Below are 19,299 nucleotides of genomic sequence, written 5' to 3'. Positions count from 1 at the left end.
GGACCGGCCTTCTCGTTCAATCGTTCGCTGTCGCCGCCCGTTCGATCATCGGACGCCAGTCGGCTTCGACGGGCAGTCCGAAGGTATCGCGCAGCACGTGCGCGATCCCGTCACTGTCCAGCAGATGTCGTTCGACCTCTCCGCCCGGGGGGCGAATGGTGAAGCGACGGTCGGCCAGGGTGTAACGTGCGTCCGACGTCGTGCGGGCCACATTGAGGTGATAGCGAAAGTGAGAGCTCGGGTGCGTCGCGGTGAACCAGTTGAGTAGTTCATAGTCGACGTCCAGTTGCGGCTCCAGTGACAACTCATAGAGTGATGTCCAGGTGGCATCGAGTTGCATCTGCACCAACAGCCCGTCACCGAAAGGAATCACTCGATAGATATCGTGATGCGTCGCCTGCGGTTCCGTCGTATCCAGGCGTAATGGAGCAACGGGCACATTGCCGCCGAACCCGACATCGGCCAGCCAGGGACGTCCCTCCACCATGACCCGCAAGGCCATATGCGTTCGCGGCCGGGGTGCCGCACCTGCCAGTGAACGCCAGCGGACACGTGCGGCCAACCCCTCGACGTCGAAGCCGATCGCTTCCAGGGCACGCTTGAACAGGCTGTTGTGTTCGAAACAATAGCCGCCACGGTGCCTCTCGATCAATTTGGTATCGACCGCCATGGGCGAAATATCGATATCCCGTCCCAGGAGGATGTCGACATTCTCGAACACGATGGACGCCGGGTGACGTTCATGGAGTGCACGCAATGTCGTCAGGGTTGGCGAGCGAGGACCGGTATGGCCGATTCTGGCGAAGTAGGCATCGAGATCGAGTTCAGGATCGCGATCCTTGCCGGTCAATGCTGCCAGGATCTGCCCCACGGCCAATGGCGCCAAGGTATCCAGAAAACGTATCTGCGGATGTTGACGTGTGAATGCCTGTTTCAACCAGTCGCTGGCGGGGCCCAACACGCCTCGGCCAAAGGCGATCAGATCGAACTCTGTGGCATCGAAACGGTCGGCAGCATTTTCGATATCCGTCGTGCCCCGGACGTCGACGCCCAATTCGAGGAGTTCCTGCTTCACCGTATCGAGTACTTCGGGCGCACGCCCCAATAGCAGAACCCGAGCGCCGGTCAGCCAGCTCGGTGGTTGATTCTCTTCGTTCATACGACCTCCCTGTCATCGCCCGGGACCCAAGACATCACCTGCCGTTGCGGCAATGCACACACTTATAAAACTTCAACCAAGGTTGAGGTCAAGCGCAGATACCATCATGGCAGATCACAATCCCTGATGGGGCGAACCTCAATACCACCCAGGCGCGCTGGTGGGATACACGCAGCGATACGAAGAGCTTCGTTGAAGTCCCGGGCATCGATCAGATAGAAACCACCGAGTTGCTCCTTGGTTTCAGCGAAGGGGCCATCCGTCACAACCGACCCGCCATTGTGAAAACGCAGCGTCGCTGCCGCATCGACGGTATCAAGACGCGCCGATGCCAGCAGATGCCCACTCGCACTCAAACTATCGCAGTGCGACCGACATGCCGCCACAACGGCCTCGACGTCGCTGTCGGGTATGCTGGCCAACGCCTCTTCACTGTTATAGATCAAACAAAGGTATTTCATGATGGCACTCCTCGCACAAGACGACTTAGGCATTAGCTAGTCGCCCGACGAGGTGTCGTTTCGACATTCCATACCGACTCGGCGGGAGTCAGTGATCCCACTGGCTAGCAGGCAACCGCTGCAGGTGTACGTGACTCGTCAAACGAATGGCGGGTCGAATCAGGAATTGGAAACTGCCGACGATGAACATCCAGACCGCCGCTTTTTCCAGACTCGGATACAGAAACAGCACACTGCCAATCAAGAACCATATGGCGATGAAGAAATCATTGACAATGCTGAGCGTTTCATAACGGCGCCGTATGACCAGTTCTTCCCGTCCGATATGCAGTGTCAGCGGATTATCCATTTCCCTATCAACCATCGAATTGACCCCTTGCTTGTCTCACTGATCTACAGGCGTAACCCCGGCTCCTCTCGCGCTGATTCACCGGGGCCTAGCGAAGGAACATCGGCAGGCAACTCGAGCTCCTGCGCTTTGCCCTGTTGCCAATAGCGCAAATGCACCTCTTCGTTCGATGGCGTCTTGCGGACGAGTTCCAGAAAACGCATCGGTGTTTCAGCCGTACGGCCATTGATTTCGAACAGCAACGCGCCAGGCTCTATACCGGCTTCCTCGGCGAGGCCAGCCACATCGCTAATCAGCACTCCTGGCCGATCCGGCAACTCGAAAGCCTCCCTTAGATCATCGGTCACTGGGGTCACTGTGATTCCCAAAGCCGTGACGACCTGGTCGTCCACCCCCTGGTAATCGATGCGCCGAGCAGCTTCCAGGACCCGGGGCGCGACATGAATGGTGGCGCCAGTGCGCAGGGACAGTGCGATCGCATCGCTGGGCCGGCTATCGATACGAATCGTCTCTTCCTGGCCCGCCTTTCTCAATTCCAGCATGCCGAGGAAGGCATTGTCTTCGATGGCATCGACATAGACCCGCTCCAGCGACACATCGACGCCGTCGAGAACGCTATCGAGCAACTCATGAGTCATGGGTCGGCGCGGTCGTTCATCCCGCAATCCACGCTGGATCGCATCGGCTTCGGTGGCACCGATCAGGATGGGAATCACCTCTTGCGAGCCAGGTGCCCGCAATAACACGACCGGCGTCCCCACCGGGACGGCAATCGCCACGGAGGCAACCTCGACCTCGACCATGGTGTCGGGATCCACGGCCAGTTCGCGACCATTGGCGATACCGGCCCAGATCATCAATAGCATTCCCAGGAGCCAGAGGAATCCCGAATGCATGACTGCGCGAATTGACATCGGCCATCGTCCTTCACTATCCGTGGAGGCATGCCCTGTATAAAGCATGGCAGTGGCTTGCATTGACTGCCATGAAAATCACGTCTCGCTGACGGGATACTGTCGAATTCGAACTCGTCCATTCGACCAGAGAGTGACGAGCACGCCGTCTGTCTTCAACAGGAGAACGAGATCATGCACCTGAGCACGTACTTGATATTCGATGGCAACTGCCATTCGGCGTTCCAGTTCTATGCACGCTGTCTCGGTGGTCACATCGAGGCCATGGCGACCTATGGAGAAATGCCGGAGGACTGTGGCGATCAGGTCCCCACCGAACAGCGCGACCGAATCATGCATGCCCGACTGGCGATAGATGGGCAGTGGCTGATGGGGTCCGACACGACATCGGTATGTCCGGTTCCCTACCAGGGGATCCAGGGAGCGCATGTCACCCTCAACGTCGATAGCCCCGAAGAGGCCGAGCGTATTTTCCATGCCTTGTCGGACAACGGCACGATACAGATGCCGCTCGAGGGAACCTTCTGGGCACAGCGCTTCGGCATGTGTATCGACTCGTATGGCGTGCCCTGGATGATCAACTGCGAAAAGGCGATGTGATCTGCGCCATATCACATACCGAGGGGAGCCAGCACTTCACCCAGGAATCGCTGCCACAGGCGTGGCTCCAGCCACAGCATGAATGCCACGCCCCAGGCACCACCCCACAGGTGAGCGCTGTGGTTGATGTTGCCACCACCACGACGATCGGCCCAGAACGAATAGGCCACATAGACCACGGCAAACAGAATCGCTGGCACCGGCAGGAAGAAGACGAACAACATCGACCATGGCTGAAGGAGAATGTAGGCGAACAGCATGGCAGCCACTGCCCCCGATGCGCCCAGACTACGATAGCGTGGATCGCCTCGGTGACGAATATGGCTAGGCAGGATGGCGACCAGAATGCCTGTCAGATAAAAAAGCACGAAGCCGAACAGGCCGATACGCGACGTCAGCACCTGCTCCATCACCGTACCGAAGAAGTACAACGTGATCATGTTGAACAGCAGATGCGCGCCATCGGCATGAATGAAGCCATGGCTGAGTAGACGCCACCACTGTCCGCGCGAGACACCGGGTGGCCAATAAATCAGGGCATCGAGAAGCGATTTCGAACGCCACGCCATCAGCGACACTGCAACGGTAATCGCGATGATGCTAAATGTCACAATCGGCATGGCTCCTCCCTGAACCGACGGTGTGGTAAGCGGTTCACGCTAGCGTACCACTCGTACTCCCGACGTTGTGCCCTTCTCGTTCACATCGACAGACATATCTTGCCGAAGTGGCGGCCGGATTCCTGGTGACGGAAGGCATCGGCAATATCATCCAGGGAGAAGGTGCGATCAATGACCGGATGCATATCACTGGCCTCGATGGCACGGATCATATCCTGTTGAGTGGCGCGACTGCCGACGATCAGGCCCTGGAGTCTTGCCTGCTTGGCCATCAGCTTGGCGGTGGGTATATCACCGCCGCGGCCGGTCAGTACCCCGATCAAGGAGATATGCCCACCGATGCGCACGGCGTCTATCGACTGCGGCAATGTACCGGGACCGCCGACCTCGATCACATGATCGACGCCACGCCCACCGGTCAACGACTTGACCGTCTTGCCCCACTCCGGATCCGTGCGGTAATTGATGGTGTGTTCGGCCCCCATCTCGCGCAGCCGTTCCAGCTTCTCGTCGGAGGAGGAGGTCGCAATCACTCGGGCGTTCATCATTCGGGCGAATTGCAGCGCGAAGATCGATACACCGCCGGTACCCAGCACCAGCACCGTGTCGCCGGCCTTCATGCCACCATCGACCACCAGGGCGCGCCAAGCTGTCAGGCCCGCGGTGGTCAGCGTCGCCGACTCGGCATGAGTGTAGCCCCTGGGTGCCAGAGTGAACCAGTTCGCCGGGCGCACGACCTGCTCGCGGGCATACCCCTCGACACCATCACCCGGCACGGTCTTGAAGTCGCCAACCGGTGCCGGCCCATTCAGCCAGGTCGGGAAGAAGGTGGAGACGACCGAGTCGCCGACCCGGAACTCGTCGACACCCTCGCCGACGGCTTCCACCACGCCGGCACCATCGGACATGGGAATACGACCTTCCTCGGTGGGCATGGCACCGGACACCACACCGTAGTCGTGGAAATTGAGCGAACTGGCATGCAGCCGCACACGGATGTCGCCCGGCCCCGGTTCGCCGGGCGCATCGCGGTCCTGCACTTCAAGCTGATCCAGCCCGCCGGGATGGCGTAATGTCACGACCTTCATCGAACCCTCCTTACTGATCCACTTAGCGGCCTCATTTCCTGGTACGTTGGGCCGATGTCAGGCCGCTTTCAAGGTCTCCATGTCGATCACGAAACGATACTTCACATCACCGCGCTGCATCCGCTCGTAGGCCTCGTTGATATTCCGGATATCGAGCATCTCCACGTCGCATTCGATGCCGTGCTCGGCGCAGAAATCCAGCACTTCCTGGGTTTCCGGCATACCGCCGATCAACGAACCGGCCAGAACTCGACGCTTCATCAGCAGCGCGCCGGCCTGGAGCGGCGGATCGACCGGGTCCAGCAGGCCGACCATGATGTGAATCCCGTCATAGCACAGTGTGTTCAGATACGGATTCAGATCGTGTTGCACCGGCACGGTATCGAGGATGAAATCCAGTTGCCCGGCAATAGCTTCCATCTGCGCGTCATCGGTGGATATCACGACATGATCGGCTCCCTGGTTTCGCGCTTCCTCGACCTTGTGACTCGAGCGGGTAAACAGTGTAACTTCAGCCCCAAGTGCCTTGGCGAACTTGACGCCCATGTGACCGAGGCCACCCATGCCGACGACACCCACCTTGTGGCCGGGTTTCACGCCGTAGTGTCGCAGTGGCGAATAGGTCGTGATGCCGGCACACAACAGCGGTGCTGCCGTGGCTGGATTCAGGGCACTCGGCACTTTGACCACGAAATGCTCACTGACCACGATGCTATCGGAATAGCCACCGAAGGTGATGCTACCGTCATGGCGATCTTCGCCGTTGTAAGTCGGCGTCATGCCATTGAGGCAGAACTGCTCCAGGCCATCTTCGCAGGCCGGGCAGGTACGGCAGGAATCGACCATGCAACCGACGCCGACGATATCGCCCTCCTTGAATGTCGAGACGGCGCTCCCGACCGATGTGACACGGCCGATGATTTCATGCCCCGGAACGACAGGAAACTGCGTGATTCCCCAATCGTCGTGGGCAAAGTGGAGATCGGTATGACACACTCCGCAGTAATCGATCTGGATGGAGACATCATCCGCTCGCGGCTGGCGGCGTTCGAACGACATCGGCGCCAATTCGGAATCGGCGGAACGGGCGGCATATCCTTTGACTTGACTCATGGTGTTGTGTCCTCCTACGGATTCGTCGGTCGTCGACTGACCTGAACCTCAGTATTCTGGCCTTTCAAGGCAGTGAGGACGATCAACGTTTCTGCAGGATTTTTGCTCATTTCTCCAGAACCCCGGAGAACCGATGATGCCCATCACGACCGCGACCTTTCCCGATCTGGTCGAGTTGCTGCACCCCCTGGTGACAGAGGATGGATTCTCTGCCACGACGATTCCCCAGGTCTCGCTGATTGCCACCCATCAGCCGGTCGCCCGCACGCCTCTGATGTACGATCCCAGCCTGACCATCGTCGCCCAGGGCCGGAAGATCGGCTACCTGGGAGAACGGGAGATCCATTACAACCCGGGGCATTACCTGGTACAGACCCTGCCGTTACCGTTCGAATGTGAAACCTTTGCGTCGCCGGACGCGCCGCTGCTGGCCATCTCGGTTCATATCGACGCTGCCATGCTGGGAGAGTTGGTCATGGAAGCCGGCTCGACATCGTTCGCCACCCATGAAGCCGACCCCCTGCCCATGGCATCGGTTGCCATGACACCAGGCATTCGGGAAGCGGTCACTCGCCTGGTCCGGGCACTCCACGACCGGGTGGATGCTCAAGTCATGGGACAGGCACGGGTCAGAGACGTCATCTTCGAAGCGCTGAAGGGCGAACAAGGGCCGGCGTTACGGGCGCTCATTCAGAACCGGGGCAATTATTCGCGTATCGTCCAGGTGCTCTCGCAAATGCATGCCAACTTCGATCATGACCTGGGTGTGGATACCCTGGCGCGCGAGGCCAATATGAGCGTTTCCTCCTTCCATCATCACTTCAAACGGATCACTCACGCCTCGCCACTGCAGTATCTGAAGCGACTGCGCCTGATCAAGGCCCGACTGCTGCTGGGCCATGACGATCTCAATGTCAACCAGATCGCCGCCACGGTGGGTTATCGCAGCGTGCCGCAGTTCAGTCGCGACTATAAGCGCTATTTCGGTGTCTCACCAGTGAAGGATCGTCAGGCTTCGCCAAGTCCGCCCATCGACTACGCTGCCACACCGCGTGCGAGCTGACTCGCCCTCACCCAGCGCCTGTGACACAGGAGGAAGATAACGATGCCGACCTTCAATCCGATGTCCCGCCGACAGGTTTTGCAAGGGCTTCTGATGGCAACGGCAGCTTCCGCTCTACCGCCCTGGCAGGTACTGGCCCAGCACAATGGACCGAAAACCCGCGTTATCCCCTCAACCGGCGACACGGTTCCCCTGGTCGGCCTGGGAAGCTGGATCACCTTCAATGTCGGTGACGATCCCGAATTGCTGGAACAGTGCGCTGATGTCATGGCGGCCTTTTTCGAGTCAGGTGGCCGTATGATCGACTCGTCACCGATGTATGGCTCGTCCCAGGCAACGATCGGCTACGGCCTGGACAAGCTCGACGCTTATGAGCGGGTCTTTTCGGCCGACAAACTATGGACCTCGAGTCCTGACGAGGGGCGCGACCAGATCGAAGCGTCGCGCTCCGACTGGGGCGTTTCCCGGTTCGATCTCCTTCAGGTCCACAACTTGCGTGCCTGGCGGGAAAACCTCGAAACGCTGTTGACCATGAAAGACGACGGCGAGTTGCGCTATGTCGGCATCACCACCTCGCATGGACGTCGCCACGACGAATTCGAAACCATCATGCGCGACTACCCGCTGGATTTCGTCCAGCTCACCTACAATCCGGTCGACAGAGAAGCCGAGCAGCGTCTGCTGCCGCTGGCCAGGGAGCGGGAGATCGGCGTCATCGTCAACCGTCCTTTCCAGCAAGGCCGGTTGATAGACCGACTCGGGGATCACGACCTGCCCGACTGGGCCAGTGAAGTGGGAGCCGAGACCTGGGCACAACTCATTCTCAAGTTCATCATCTCGCATCCCGATGTCACCTGCGCCATTCCCGCCACGACTCAGGTGGAACATGTGCGCGAGAACATGGCCGCTGCCTCGTCACCGCTGCCCGATGACGACATGCGTCAGCGTATCGCGGAGACGATCGGAGAATTGTGATGTCCGAGTGGTGGACCTATCGGCCGGAAGATTTCCTGTTATTTTCGCCGCGTGTCTATTGGCGACTGTTCGAGTTGCATAATGCCGACTGGTGGCCGCTACAGATCGTGGCGCTGTTAGCGGGCCTGTCGATCCTCACGGCTCTGTTACGGCCTCGCCCCTGGAGCAGCCGCCTCAATGGCATCATCCTGGCGGCTGGCTGGGGATTCGTCGCCTGGGCCTTCCTATGGCAGCGCTACGCACCGATCAACTGGGCGATCGAGTACGTCGTTCCTCTCTTTGCACTACAAGCCCTGCTCTTGCTGGGAGTACTTTCCAGCGGTTGGCTGACGCTCCCCGACCGCAGGCGCCTCCCTCGCTACATCGGGCTCGCCCTGACTCTCTACGCTGTCATGTTGCATCCGTTGATTCCGCTCATGTCAGGCCGTTCCTGGCAAATGGCGGAGATCTTCGCGATGACCCCAGACCCGCTGGCCATCGCAACGCTGGGGCTGCTCGTCGGCGCTCATCCGGCTCGATGGGCCTGGCCACTGATGGCGATTCCCCTGCTATGGTGTCTGCTCAGTTGGATCACTCTGGACACGATGGGCTCCTCCACCGCGTGGGTCCCCCTGATCGCCATCGGTCTGGCCCTGCTTGGCAGGTTCTGGCCACGCACCGGACGCGCCAACTCGACATAGCGACGACGCTCGTCTCGCACTACATTGATAGGAGGTACGGCAACGAGCTTGAGCGCCGTCGGGGGTGGTCATGGGCAAGCGCTACGGCAGCATTCTCGAGACGATCGGCAATACGCCGGTCGTACGTATCAATAACCTCGCGCCTCCCGGCGTTGAACTGTTCGCCAAGATCGAAGCCTTCAATCCGATGGGGTCGGTCAAGGACCGCCTGGCTCTGGGCGTCATCGAGGATGCCGAGCAACGTGGCGACCTGCAGCCGGGCCAGACCGTCGTCGAGGCCACCAGCGGCAATACCGGCATCGGACTGGCTATGGTATGCGCACAGAAAGGCTATCCGCTGGTCGTTACCATGGCGGAAAACTTCAGTGTCGAACGGCGCAAGTTGATGCGTTTCCTGGGCGCCAGGGTCGTGCTGACACCGGCATCGGAGAAGGGTTCCGGGATGGTCGCCAAAGCCCGGGAACTGGCCGAGACGCACGGCTGGTGGCAATCGCGACAGTTCCAGAATCCCGCCAACGCGGAGATTCACGCCCGCACCACCGCCGTCGAAATCCTCGACGACTTCGATGACCTGCCCCTCGATTACTGGGTCACCGGTGTCGGTACGGCAGGCACGCTCAATGGGGTCTCCCGTGTCCTGCGCGAGCGCAGCCCGACGACACGGATCGTCGTCTGCGAACCCGACAATGCCGCCATCATGGCCAGTGGCATTCCTCAGCAACGCCATCCCGATGGTTCTCACTCCCAGAGCCACCCCAGCTTTCGTCCGCATCTGATGCAAGGCTGGACGCCGGATTTCATTCCCCAGTTGGCGGAAGAGGTCCTGGATGGTCGACGTATCGACGCGTACCTGCCCATCAACGGCAGTGATGCTCTGTACTGGTCCCAGGCACTCGCCAGTCGGGAGGGGATATTTGTCGGCATTTCGGCCGGCGCCACCTTTGCCGGGGCACGGCAGATCGCGGAAACCGCCAACCCCGGAGCCACGATCCTCTGCATGCTGCCGGATACCGGTGAGCGTTACCTGACCACACCGCTGTTCGAAGGCATCGCCGTCGACATGACCGAGGAAGAACTGGATATTTCCCGCTCCACGCCCGGTTACCGTTTCGATGTGTCGTCTCCTTCTACGGCTCCCGACAGTAGGCCAGTCACTCTCGATCCTGCTGCCGAAGCGGAAGTCACGCAGATCATCAACGACCCTGACCAGCCGATCGTGATGTTCGCCCTGGAATGGTGCGAATTCTGCTGGTCGGTACGCAAGGTGCTGAAACATCATGACATCGATTACCGCAGTATCGACCTGGATGCCGTGGACTATCAGCAGGACAACCGGGGCGGCAAGATACGCGCCGTGCTCAACGCCCGCACCGGGGTCCAGACCCTGCCGCAGATATTCATCGGCGGTGAATTCGTCGGTGGCTGTACGGAACTGTTCGACGAGTGCAAGAGCGGGCGACTCTTTGAACGGCTCGATGCCTTGAACCGCTCCTATGACACCAGCTCACCGGTCGATCCCTACAGCATGCTGCCGGGCTGGCTTCACCCTCGTTGACGTCTCACTCGCGCGGCAGGCCAGCGTCCTCGGTCAGGAAGGTATCGATGCCGTCGAGGTATCTCGGTTCGCTATCGAGATAGCCCGTATTGTGGCTACCGCTGATTTCGAGCATGGTCTTCGGTTCACTCGCCGCTTCGAAAACGGCCTGGCCTGCGTGGAATGGTATCAGATCATCATCACGGCTATGGATCACCAGCAGCGGCGCCTCCAGGTCGGCGACATAATCGATGGTGTAGTAACCGAACCGGGACAACCAGCGAGCCGGCAGGAACGGATACATCTGCTGGGCCAGAAGCGGCACCGAACGAAACGGTGACTCCAGAATGACCGCTGCCGACGAGACGTCCCGCGCCAGTTCTGCGGCAATGGCCGACCCCAGCGAGCGCCCGAAGATGACGATCCGGTCGGTGTCGCGTCTCTCCCGCAACCAGTCCCAGGCAGCACGTGCATCCAGCGCCGTGCCTGTTTCCGATGGCGACCCTTCGCTGCGCCCATAGCCGCGATAATCGATGATCAACACCGACAATCCCAACTGGTGGAACTGTGCCAACGACTCCAGCCGATGTGAAATGTTGCCGGCATTGCCGTGAAAATACAGCAGACTGCCGCGCTCTTTCTCGATCGGCAGCCACCAGCCATCGAGGGAGATGGCATCTGCCGTTTCCAGGGTGACCGGTTCCCATGGCAGATCGTAGTCATCCGGTGTGGCAATGTAATCACGCCCGGTATGCGGCAGATACAGCAAGCGGTCCTGGAATAGCCAGGCAAGCAGTACGATCAGGGCATAAATGGGGATGACCCAAAGGAGCACACGCCACATATATCGATTCCCGGCGGTTAGCGCCTGTTGCGTTGATTCGCTATCACGTCATGCGCGACAGAACGGCCAGAACTGGTAGAAGTGACGGCAACGGAATTCCGCTTCACAGGATGCCAGTTGGCTTCGGTAACGGCTGGCTTGGTTTCTGACCTCTCGAGCCGCCCGTAACACCCGGGGTTTACTTTGGTATGATCCTCGTCGATATCCTCCCTGACCTTCATGGTATGCCAGGTAGAGATGCTCGGGGTTATTGAGGGAAATGCCCGCTTGTCGGTGAGATCGAGCATTGTACCAACCAATGAAATCGGTGGCGTATTTCATGTGCGTGCGACGGGCAAAGAGACTGCCTGCATCAGCTTTGTATTCGCCCCAGACAGGATCCTGAGCCTGGGCATAGCCGTGCGCGGATGAGGGGCGGGGCCCGGGAAAAATCCAGAGTATGCGCTTCCTCGGCGGTCGCACATGGCTCCGGAAGGAGGACTCACGCTCGATGAAGGCCATCTGCGTGGCGATGGGCGTTCCCCATTTTTCTTCGGACTCCCGCGCATAGTCATACCAGGAGGGTTGCTCACGGAAAATCTCGCAGATGTTGCTCTGGTTCTGCGGTGGGGACGGCGCCAGCATCGCACAGCCGGTCGACATCAGACCCAGCAAGGCGATCAAGAGCCAGCGAACCCGCCGTAAGCCACTCCAACGTTCACTCATATGCCGCCTTCCCCTGCTCATCGTTCACTCTCCTGACGCGCTTCATGCTGCAATGTCGCCGCGACCGGCAACAAGTCGTTGCTGAAGTCGCGGTATAAACGTTGTATAGTGCCTGTGCAACATTACCAAGCATGGAGAAAAAAGCACGATCGATCATTCTTTCCAAGCCAGTACAGGAGGTTCTCATGAAGGTCTACAAACCTGAATGGCGCTGCACTTTCAACGTGAACGAAGGCGTAGAGGAATCAGCCAGCTGGAAGGAACGCATCGCTTGGCGAATGCGGGAGCTGGCAGACAAGCTGGATGGTAGCGGAAGAACGATCAAGATAGATTACAACGTCACACCGGAAGTGAGCCGCGAAGATGTTGACACCTGCTTGGGGAAAGGCTTCTCCGTTACCCAAAGCTTGCTCACACAACTCGCCCATCAAGCTGCTTGCGAAGATGTCATGCGCGATGCCAAGGCGGAACTGTACGAAGAAGACTATCAGTGACAATAAGTGGATAGCACTATGCTATCGTCAACGCCACCCCATTCAGCGCTAGCTCAATGGGGTGTTGTTTTTCAGGAAAACCTGCACCACCAGCCCTATCCCGCCTTGCGGACCTACCGCTTTCCCTGCCGACCCAAGGCAAGGGAGTTGAAATTCTGCCATATCGTCCCGAGGTCTACGGTACACGCCGACACACTGCCTTGAACGGTGTAGCGGCACCGTTCGGCAAGGAGATAGCAATCGATTTGGTCTGTCCATAATGTTGTCAACCACGATAGCGAGGTAGACCACATGAGTGACCATCTGGATATTTATCCCACACGCTTGAAAGAGTATCGCAAACCAGTCCCACGTCAGGACCCTATCGTCCATGCGCGCAACCAGAAACGCTGGGAAGGACCACTGGATGAAGTGGCACTGTCACGCTACGAACGTGACGGTTATCTCTGGTTCGAGGGCTTTTTCTCCAAAGATATCATCGAGCCGTTCTTCGAAGAGCTCAAAGCGATGGCCGAGGACGAGGAGTTGATGCGCTCCGATCAGGTCATTACTGACCCCAACAGTGGTGCGATCCGCTCCGTGTTCGGCATGCACCACCTCTCCGAGCGTTTCGACAAACTGACCCGCGACCCACGCATCCTTGGCATGGTACGTCAGCTCCTCGGCAGCGAAGTCTATATCCACCAGTCACGTATCAACGACAAATACGGCTTCGAAGGCAGCGGTTTCGACTGGCATTCGGATTTCGAAACCTGGCACTCCGAAGATGGCATGCCGCGCATGCGCGCCATCAGTGCCTCATTGATGCTGACCGACAACAACGAGTTCAACGGTCCGTTGATGCTCATCCCCGGTTCGCATCGGGAGTTCATCCCCTGTGTGGGTGAAACACCGGAGTATAACTGGAAAGCATCGCTCAAGGCCCAGAAGATTGGCGTACCGGATCAGGGCTCTCTGGCCAGGCTGGCCGAGCATGGCGGCATCGAGGCACCCAAGGGGCCGGCAGGATCGCTGCTGCTGTTCGAATGCAATGTCCTGCATGCCTCGAACGAAAACATGTCTCCCTGGCCGCGTTCCAACCTGTTCTTTGTCTACAACAGCGTCGATAACACCCTGAACGAGCCGTACGCTGCGCCAATGCGCCGTCCCGAATACCTGGGAGCACGCGAGACCGTCGAGCCGCTATCCATGCACGATGAATTCCCCGAACTCACGGGCCAAGGGGTCAAGCCGCTGGAATGACTTCGGCCCCTCCCCCTTGACGCTTGCGTTGTAGCCGCCATGGTCAAGGACGCCTTACTGATAATGCCCCGCCTGGCGACAGATCGCCGGCGGGCTCATTGCACTGCAGCATATAAAGTTGCTGTTTCGCGTTGAGCCGGCTATCATTCCCGGCGGTATAGAAACACTGTCCTTCAACCAACCAGCCGACGCTCTACCGCAGGAAGTGAGTGTTCGAAACCACGCTTTTCATGAGGGAATGTCATGAAGACACGATCCCGCTTGATGCTCATCGGTAGTCTAATCGCGCTGCTTTCTTCCGGCTGTGCCAGCCAAGGGCAAGCCCACGAAACGGCAGCGGAATCCCAGCAGGGCATCGCTTCCTATTACAGCGACAACTTCCAGGGGCAAACTACCGCCAGTGGCGAACCCTTCGACCAGCAGGAGCTCACGGCCGCCCATCCCAGCCTGCCTCTTGGCACCAAGGTTGTCGTCACCCGCCAAGACAACGGCCGGGAAGTGGAAGTGCTGATCAATGATCGGGGCCCCTACGTCCAGGGCCGCATTATCGATCTTTCCAAGCGTGCCGCCAAACAGCTGGGCATGCTACATCGCGGTACCGTTCCAGTGATGGTGACCTCGGTGGAGTGAACGCGCTCTCCCGGACTCATCGGAAAACGAGAACCCGGCAAGGCAACGACACCAAGGACAATCCACGTCGTTTCCGCCTTAGCTGCATGAACGGTCTAGCAAAACATGATAAAGGTATTGGCTAACGTGCCGTTATTACCTGGCATGAGGCGCCTGATACGCGAGTTTTCCGATTGACCTCTCCGGCACTGTACCGTGATACGTTCGTGCGCTGGTTCACTGGCGCCATATTACTTGTGCTTGCTTGTTTAACGAGTATCACCTCGGTAAACAGCGATCCCCTCGTACTGGATGACAACCAGCACCGTTTCGTTCTGGATCCCCATACCACCCTGATTCACGACGTCAATGACGCCTTCGCGCCGAATGACCTGCTCACTGAATCGATGGAGGTGCAGCCGGTCATGAAACGCGCCGAACTACATCTGGGATACAGCCGGCATCCAGTCTGGCTACGCAGCCAGGTACGTAATGACAGCGAGACGTCACAGCGTTGGCTCGTGCGGTTTGAATTTCCGTTTCTCGATCGTGTGACGCTCCATACCGTTCGCAATGGTAATACCACGACTCAGCATAGCGGCAGCATCATTCCCGTCGAACAGCGCGCCCTACCCCATCGTCAACCGGTATTCCCGCTCGAACTGGCGCCAGACGAGACAGTGACCTTGCTTGCCCATGTCGAATCGCAGGGCAGCATGATGCTCAGTGCCGATCTTCTCTCGTCGGAAGCCTTCCAGCTCGACAACAATCGTGAATCGGCCTGGTTAGCTACCTATTTCGGCATGCTACTGGCATTGGGACTGTATAACCTATTGCTATCATTCGGGCTCAAGGAACGCGTCTTCCTGTACTACGCCCTGTTCGTATTCAGCTTCAGTCTGGCGACGCTAGCATTCAACGGTACAGGTGCCCTGGTCTGGGGAAGCGCACTGACCGAACATACCGCTAGGCTGGTGGCATTGGGATTCACGCTGGCCGCCGCCCTGGCCACCCTGTTCGCCCAGAATTTCCTGGACACTGCAACCTACAGTCCCCGCTGGCATCATACGCTCAGCATCTATCGCTACTGGTGCTTCACTGCCGCCGGCCTCTCCCTCGTCGTGCCGGTACAGATGGCTCTACAAACCATGGACCTGACCGGGCTGGTGACCTGCGTGCTGCTACTGAGTTGTGCACTGTACTGCAGCCTGAAGCGAGTCCCCGGGGCCCGATTGTTCATGCTGGCCTGGACACTGCTGCTGGTGGGAGCATCCATCTTTGCCTTGCGCAACGTCGGGCTGATGCCGACCAATTTCTTCACGATTTACGGCATACAGATTGGCTCCGCCCTCGAGATGCTACTACTCTCGTTCGCGCTGGCGGCTCGTTTCAACAAACTGAAAAAACAGAAGGAGGACGCTCAGGCCAGTCTGGTGACATCGTTGCGCAAGCAGGAGGCCGTGCTTGAACAAAAAGTCGCCGAACGCACCGCCGAACTCGAAACCATGGCCTCCAGCGACATGCTTACCGGTTTGCTGAACCGCAATGGCCTGGAAAAATGCGCCAAATCGGCACTCAACCGGAGCCGACGCCATCGGCAGCCCCTGACCCTGTTCATGCTGGACCTGGATAACTTCAAGCCCATCAATGATCAATATGGCCATTCGGCCGGGGATGTCGTTCTTCAGGAGATCGCCTGGCGTATTACCTCTCTGGCTCGTGCCGGCGATCACTGTGCCCGATTCGGTGGTGATGAATTCGTCGTTATTGCCGAAAATACGGGGAACGCAAATGACATAGAGACGATTCGGACTCGGCTCGCCGAGGCCATTGGCGCGCCGATACGATTACCCAATAACCATTGGATCAGTGTCAGCGTCAGCATCGGGAGTTGCCGCTATCACGATGGCCCGAGCGACCTTGAGGAATTGATGCGCCAGGCCGATATCGACATGTACCGCACCAAAGGCAGCACGGTGCATCACCGGTAATCCCTATCTCCCATCGCCACTCGCGCAAACAATGGCCGGGCCGTGGACGTGCCGATCAATGATCGATCTTGCCCAACGCGCCGCCAGTTCCGGCGAGACTCGACACCCGGATGGCCTCTCCTCGTTGCCGACCATCAGTGTGTCTCAAGCGAGGCAAGGGGAACTCGACGGGCACTCGGCATGACTTAGATTTCAGCGCCCTCGGACGCTCTAATCAACCCCTTGATAACGCGGTAGATATACCAGATCGCCGCAATCACGAGGATGAACACCCCTACGCCGATGAACGAGAGGGCCAACCCTACCACCGTCCAGAGCAGTGAATACCAGAACGTCCTGATAGCGTAACGGCAATGACTGTCTTCAAACGCATTCCTGGCAGAGCCCTTCTTGATGTAGGCAAAGATGACACCGCAAAGGGTGACGAAGCCGCCACTGATGACTCCGATGCCGTAGAGCGCCCACAGGATGAAGACTGACGATTTATCGGGCTCGGCCTGAGCGGTATCGTGAGACGATGTCGACCCTGGCGGCGTGGAAGCCGTTTCCTGAGGCTCATGTTCAGAGGTTGGATCTTGGCTCATTGATGAGTTCCTTGTGATGGCAATCCCTAGAGAAACAGCGAGCTAATTTAACATACATTCATGATACTGCAGCTTGAAATTGCCGATGTACATCGACGACAGATGACCGACTACCCGCTTGCCTCGCCGGATTCCTGTACCACGTCCTCCCCCGGATAGCCGGCATTTCCCATCAGGGCTTCCATCTTTGCTTGGGTTGGTGTATCGCTTTTAGGAATGTAGGTAACCAGTTGTACAGGGAGGCCATTACCCCCGGCCACCTGCAGTACTGCATAGTCAAAGGTCAACCGCCCCGCGTCAGGGTGGTCGTACGCTTTCACACCATCATGTGGCAGTTGAACATTGTGCTCATTCCACCACTCGGCAAACGCTGCGCTATGCGTCAGGAGCGTATCGATCAATTCATTGAACCATGGGTCATCGATATAGTTAGCGAAGGTCAGCCGTAACTTGGCGACGCAATCCCGGGCATGTGTCTCCCACCCGACCAGCATGCGGCGCATGCGTGGATTCATGAACAACTGATATGCCCCGTTCCTCTCGAGACCCTCCATATCATGCAGATCACCATGGATGACGGTTGCCGCCCGGTTCCAGGTCAGGATATCCGAACGCGCCCCGGTGACCCACGCCGGACAGGCATCCAGTTGATTCATTAACCGCTGGAGTTGCGGACTGACCATCGCGTCACGCGACGCACCGTAGCTGACTCCCTCGGCACCATAGCCGCCCAACGTCAGTAGATGCTGCTGTTCGGCCGGTTCGAGCTTCAGTGCGACTGAAATACGCTGCAGTGTCTCCAGCGAGGGACGTACATCTCTGGTTTGCTCCAGCCAGGCATACCATTCCGTGCTGATACCGGCCAACTCGGCGACTTCCTCTCGACGCAACCCCGGCGTCCGGCGACGCGTGCCCCGAGACAAACCGACCTGCTCAGGTTGTAACCGGGCACGACGGATTCTCAGGAACGTGGCAATTTCATGACGACGAACGTTACTGAACAAAGCGAGTTTCCTTTGGGGGGAAGTGCGGATACCAGAATAGAGCATTCCTTATTCGATGGTCACCAACACGGTAATGTTGTCCTCGCAAGACGCGGCCGACACATCGGTCGCCCCTAATCCCGAACTACAATTTCCACAGAGCCACCTTGTCACGGCAAGGCCGGCCCACTCTCAGATCGACCATGCATCATCGAACGGCCCGACACCAGGAGTACTATATATGCGTTACAGGAAATTCGGTAATACCGGTCTTTTCGTCTCCGAGCTCTGCCTGGGCACCATGACCTTCGGCGGCCAGGGCGAACTATGGAGCCAGATCGGTGACCTGCAGCAGAACGATGCCGACCGGCTGATGGGGCGCGCCCTTGACGCCGGCATTAACTTCATCGATACCGCCGACGTCTATTCCGAAGGACTGTCGGAACAAATGACCGGCCAGGCCCTGAAAAATCTCCAGGTGTCACGCGAAGACGTGGTGCTCGCCACCAAGGTATTCGGCGAAACCGGGCCGGGCGCCAACGCGAGAGGTCTCTCGCGCTACCACATCATGGAAGGCGTGAAGGCCAGCCTGAAGCGCCTGCAGGTAGATCACATCGATCTCTACCAAGTGCATGGTTTCGACCCGGCCACGCCGATCGAAGAAACCCTGCATGCACTCGACACCCTGGTTCAGCATGGCTACGTACGCTATATCGGCGTTTCCAACTGGGCGGCCTGGCAAATCATGAAGGCGCTCGGCATCGCCAACCGCCAAGGCCTGGCTCACTTCCAATCGCTGCAAGCCTACTACACCATCGCCGGTCGCGACCTGGAGCGTGAAATCATTCCCATGTTGCAGAGTGAAGGCCTGGGGCTCATGGTCTGGAGCCCACTGGCCGGGGGGCTGCTAAGTGGCAAGTACACGCGTGAAGGCCAGGCCGAAACGGGTAGTCGACGCACTCACTTCGATTTCCCGCCCGTCGAGATGGAACGCGCTTACGACTGCATCGATACCATGCGCCTCATTGCCGATAACAAGGGCGTTTCTGTCGCTCAGATCGCGCTTGCCTGGCTGCTGCATCAGGATGCGGTGACCAGTGTCATCGTCGGTGCCAAGCGAACCGATCAGTTGGATGACAACATCGCTGCAACACAGGTCGAACTCAGCAACGACGAACTCGCCGAACTCAATCGGGTCAGCGATCTGCCCCCCGAATACCCGGGCTGGATGTTCGAGCGTCAGGGCGCCTATCGGAGAGACCAGTTGGCAGCACAAAAGCGCTGAAGGAAA

Annotated in this window: 22 protein-coding genes; 11 read left to right on the top strand and 11 right to left on the bottom strand. The window is 58.6% G+C overall.

What is annotated here, in order from left to right:
- Positions 1 to 16: 16 nt before the first annotated feature.
- From FVV99_RS07710 to FVV99_RS07695, 4 genes are all read right to left on the bottom strand, one after another.
- Entirely contained in the window at positions 17 to 1,159 is a 1,143-nt protein-coding gene (locus FVV99_RS07710; protein WP_148253466.1) for an arylamine N-acetyltransferase family protein, read from the bottom strand.
- Between the two features lie 104 nt (positions 1,160 to 1,263).
- On the bottom strand, positions 1,264 to 1,620 hold the full coding sequence (locus FVV99_RS07705; protein WP_148253465.1) for a YciI family protein: 357 nt from the start codon (positions 1,618 to 1,620) through the stop codon (positions 1,264 to 1,266).
- Between the two features lie 88 nt (positions 1,621 to 1,708).
- Positions 1,709 to 1,984, bottom strand: coding sequence for a YrhK family protein (locus FVV99_RS07700; protein ID WP_148253464.1), 276 nt, complete (start codon positions 1,982 to 1,984; stop codon positions 1,709 to 1,711).
- A 29-nt stretch (positions 1,985 to 2,013) separates the two neighbouring features.
- Positions 2,014 to 2,883 (bottom strand): bifunctional nuclease domain-containing protein, encoded by an 870-nt coding sequence (locus tag FVV99_RS07695; RefSeq protein ID WP_236645341.1) that lies wholly within the window; start codon positions 2,881 to 2,883, stop codon positions 2,014 to 2,016.
- A 174-nt stretch (positions 2,884 to 3,057) separates the two neighbouring features.
- Between FVV99_RS07695 and FVV99_RS07690 the strand changes: the two genes are divergently transcribed.
- Positions 3,058 to 3,483, top strand: coding sequence for a VOC family protein (locus tag FVV99_RS07690; protein ID WP_148253463.1), 426 nt, complete (start codon positions 3,058 to 3,060; stop codon positions 3,481 to 3,483).
- An 11-nt stretch (positions 3,484 to 3,494) separates the two neighbouring features.
- On the opposite strand, the gene FVV99_RS07685 is transcribed toward FVV99_RS07690, so the two are convergent.
- The 3 genes from FVV99_RS07685 to FVV99_RS07675 all read right to left on the bottom strand — a co-directional run bounded on the left by FVV99_RS07685 (position 3,495) and on the right by FVV99_RS07675 (position 6,304).
- Positions 3,495 to 4,103, bottom strand: coding sequence for a rhomboid family intramembrane serine protease (locus FVV99_RS07685; protein WP_148253462.1), 609 nt, complete (start codon positions 4,101 to 4,103; stop codon positions 3,495 to 3,497).
- Positions 4,104 to 4,183: 80 nt separating this feature from the next.
- Positions 4,184 to 5,191: a zinc-dependent alcohol dehydrogenase family protein gene (locus FVV99_RS07680; RefSeq protein ID WP_148253461.1), complete on the bottom strand. Its 1,008-nt coding sequence runs from the start codon at positions 5,189 to 5,191 to the stop codon at positions 4,184 to 4,186.
- Positions 5,192 to 5,248: 57 nt separating this feature from the next.
- The gene (locus FVV99_RS07675; RefSeq protein ID WP_148253460.1) at positions 5,249 to 6,304 is read right to left on the bottom strand and encodes an NAD(P)-dependent alcohol dehydrogenase; all 1,056 of its coding nucleotides are present in this window, start codon (positions 6,302 to 6,304) and stop codon (positions 5,249 to 5,251) included.
- A 136-nt stretch (positions 6,305 to 6,440) separates the two neighbouring features.
- Between FVV99_RS07675 and FVV99_RS07670 the strand changes: the two genes are divergently transcribed.
- The 4 genes from FVV99_RS07670 (at position 6,441) to FVV99_RS07655 (ending at position 10,577) form a co-directional block, all read left to right on the top strand.
- Entirely contained in the window at positions 6,441 to 7,367 is a 927-nt protein-coding gene (locus FVV99_RS07670) for an AraC family transcriptional regulator (RefSeq protein WP_148253737.1), read from the top strand.
- 42 nt (positions 7,368 to 7,409) lie between these two features.
- Positions 7,410 to 8,342 carry an aldo/keto reductase gene (locus tag FVV99_RS07665; protein ID WP_201745051.1) on the top strand — a complete coding sequence of 311 codons (933 nt, stop codon included), beginning with the start codon at positions 7,410 to 7,412 and terminating at the stop codon, positions 8,340 to 8,342.
- Complete coding sequence (locus FVV99_RS07660; RefSeq protein ID WP_148253459.1) at positions 8,342 to 9,022, top strand: DUF6064 family protein; 681 nt, start codon at positions 8,342 to 8,344, stop codon at positions 9,020 to 9,022. Before FVV99_RS07665 ends, FVV99_RS07660 begins: the two co-directional genes overlap by 1 nt.
- 70 nt (positions 9,023 to 9,092) lie before the next feature.
- The gene (locus FVV99_RS07655; protein ID WP_148253458.1) at positions 9,093 to 10,577 is read left to right on the top strand and encodes a pyridoxal-phosphate dependent enzyme; all 1,485 of its coding nucleotides are present in this window, start codon (positions 9,093 to 9,095) and stop codon (positions 10,575 to 10,577) included.
- 4 nt (positions 10,578 to 10,581) lie between these two features.
- Here the strand turns inward: FVV99_RS07655 and FVV99_RS07650 are convergent, their stop codons facing one another.
- Positions 10,582 to 11,400 (bottom strand): alpha/beta hydrolase, encoded by an 819-nt coding sequence (locus FVV99_RS07650; protein ID WP_148253457.1) that lies wholly within the window; start codon positions 11,398 to 11,400, stop codon positions 10,582 to 10,584.
- A 48-nt stretch (positions 11,401 to 11,448) separates the two neighbouring features.
- The gene (locus FVV99_RS07645; RefSeq protein ID WP_201745050.1) at positions 11,449 to 12,105 is read right to left on the bottom strand and encodes a transglycosylase SLT domain-containing protein; all 657 of its coding nucleotides are present in this window, start codon (positions 12,103 to 12,105) and stop codon (positions 11,449 to 11,451) included.
- Between the two features lie 185 nt (positions 12,106 to 12,290).
- On the opposite strand from FVV99_RS07645, the gene FVV99_RS07640 reads away from it, so the two are divergent.
- The 5 genes from FVV99_RS07640 (at position 12,291) to FVV99_RS18920 (ending at position 16,625) form a co-directional block, all read left to right on the top strand.
- Positions 12,291 to 12,599, top strand: coding sequence for a hypothetical protein (locus FVV99_RS07640; RefSeq protein ID WP_148253456.1), 309 nt, complete (start codon positions 12,291 to 12,293; stop codon positions 12,597 to 12,599).
- Between the two features lie 291 nt (positions 12,600 to 12,890).
- Positions 12,891 to 13,841, top strand: coding sequence for an ectoine hydroxylase (gene thpD / locus FVV99_RS07635; RefSeq protein WP_148253455.1), 951 nt, complete (start codon positions 12,891 to 12,893; stop codon positions 13,839 to 13,841).
- A 243-nt stretch (positions 13,842 to 14,084) separates the two neighbouring features.
- Positions 14,085 to 14,471 (top strand): septal ring lytic transglycosylase RlpA family protein, encoded by a 387-nt coding sequence (locus FVV99_RS07630; RefSeq protein ID WP_148253454.1) that lies wholly within the window; start codon positions 14,085 to 14,087, stop codon positions 14,469 to 14,471.
- A gap of 173 nt (positions 14,472 to 14,644) precedes the next feature.
- The gene (locus FVV99_RS07625) at positions 14,645 to 16,441 is read left to right on the top strand and encodes a diguanylate cyclase (RefSeq protein WP_236645340.1); all 1,797 of its coding nucleotides are present in this window, start codon (positions 14,645 to 14,647) and stop codon (positions 16,439 to 16,441) included.
- 58 nt (positions 16,442 to 16,499) lie between these two features.
- Positions 16,500 to 16,625 (top strand): hypothetical protein, encoded by a 126-nt coding sequence (locus FVV99_RS18920; RefSeq protein ID WP_269090056.1) that lies wholly within the window; start codon positions 16,500 to 16,502, stop codon positions 16,623 to 16,625.
- 1 nt (position 16,626) lies between these two features.
- On the opposite strand, the gene FVV99_RS07620 is transcribed toward FVV99_RS18920, so the two are convergent.
- Entirely contained in the window at positions 16,627 to 17,025 is a 399-nt protein-coding gene (locus FVV99_RS07620) for a DUF4870 family protein (RefSeq protein ID WP_148253453.1), read from the bottom strand.
- A gap of 110 nt (positions 17,026 to 17,135) precedes the next feature.
- A complete protein-coding gene (locus FVV99_RS07615; RefSeq protein WP_161598976.1) occupies positions 17,136 to 18,029 on the bottom strand; it encodes a helix-turn-helix transcriptional regulator in 894 nt (297 codons plus the stop codon).
- 220 nt (positions 18,030 to 18,249) lie between these two features.
- On the opposite strand from FVV99_RS07615, the gene FVV99_RS07610 reads away from it, so the two are divergent.
- Positions 18,250 to 19,293 carry an aldo/keto reductase gene (locus FVV99_RS07610; RefSeq protein ID WP_148253451.1) on the top strand — a complete coding sequence of 348 codons (1,044 nt, stop codon included), beginning with the start codon at positions 18,250 to 18,252 and terminating at the stop codon, positions 19,291 to 19,293.
- Positions 19,294 to 19,299: the final 6 nt, after the last annotated feature.

This window comes from Aidingimonas lacisalsi (assembly GCF_008079445.1).
Taxonomy (GTDB): domain Bacteria; phylum Pseudomonadota; class Gammaproteobacteria; order Pseudomonadales; family Halomonadaceae; genus Aidingimonas; species Aidingimonas lacisalsi.
The sequence above is the reverse complement of the archived record's forward strand: the minus strand, read 5'-3'. Positions and strand labels throughout refer to the sequence as shown.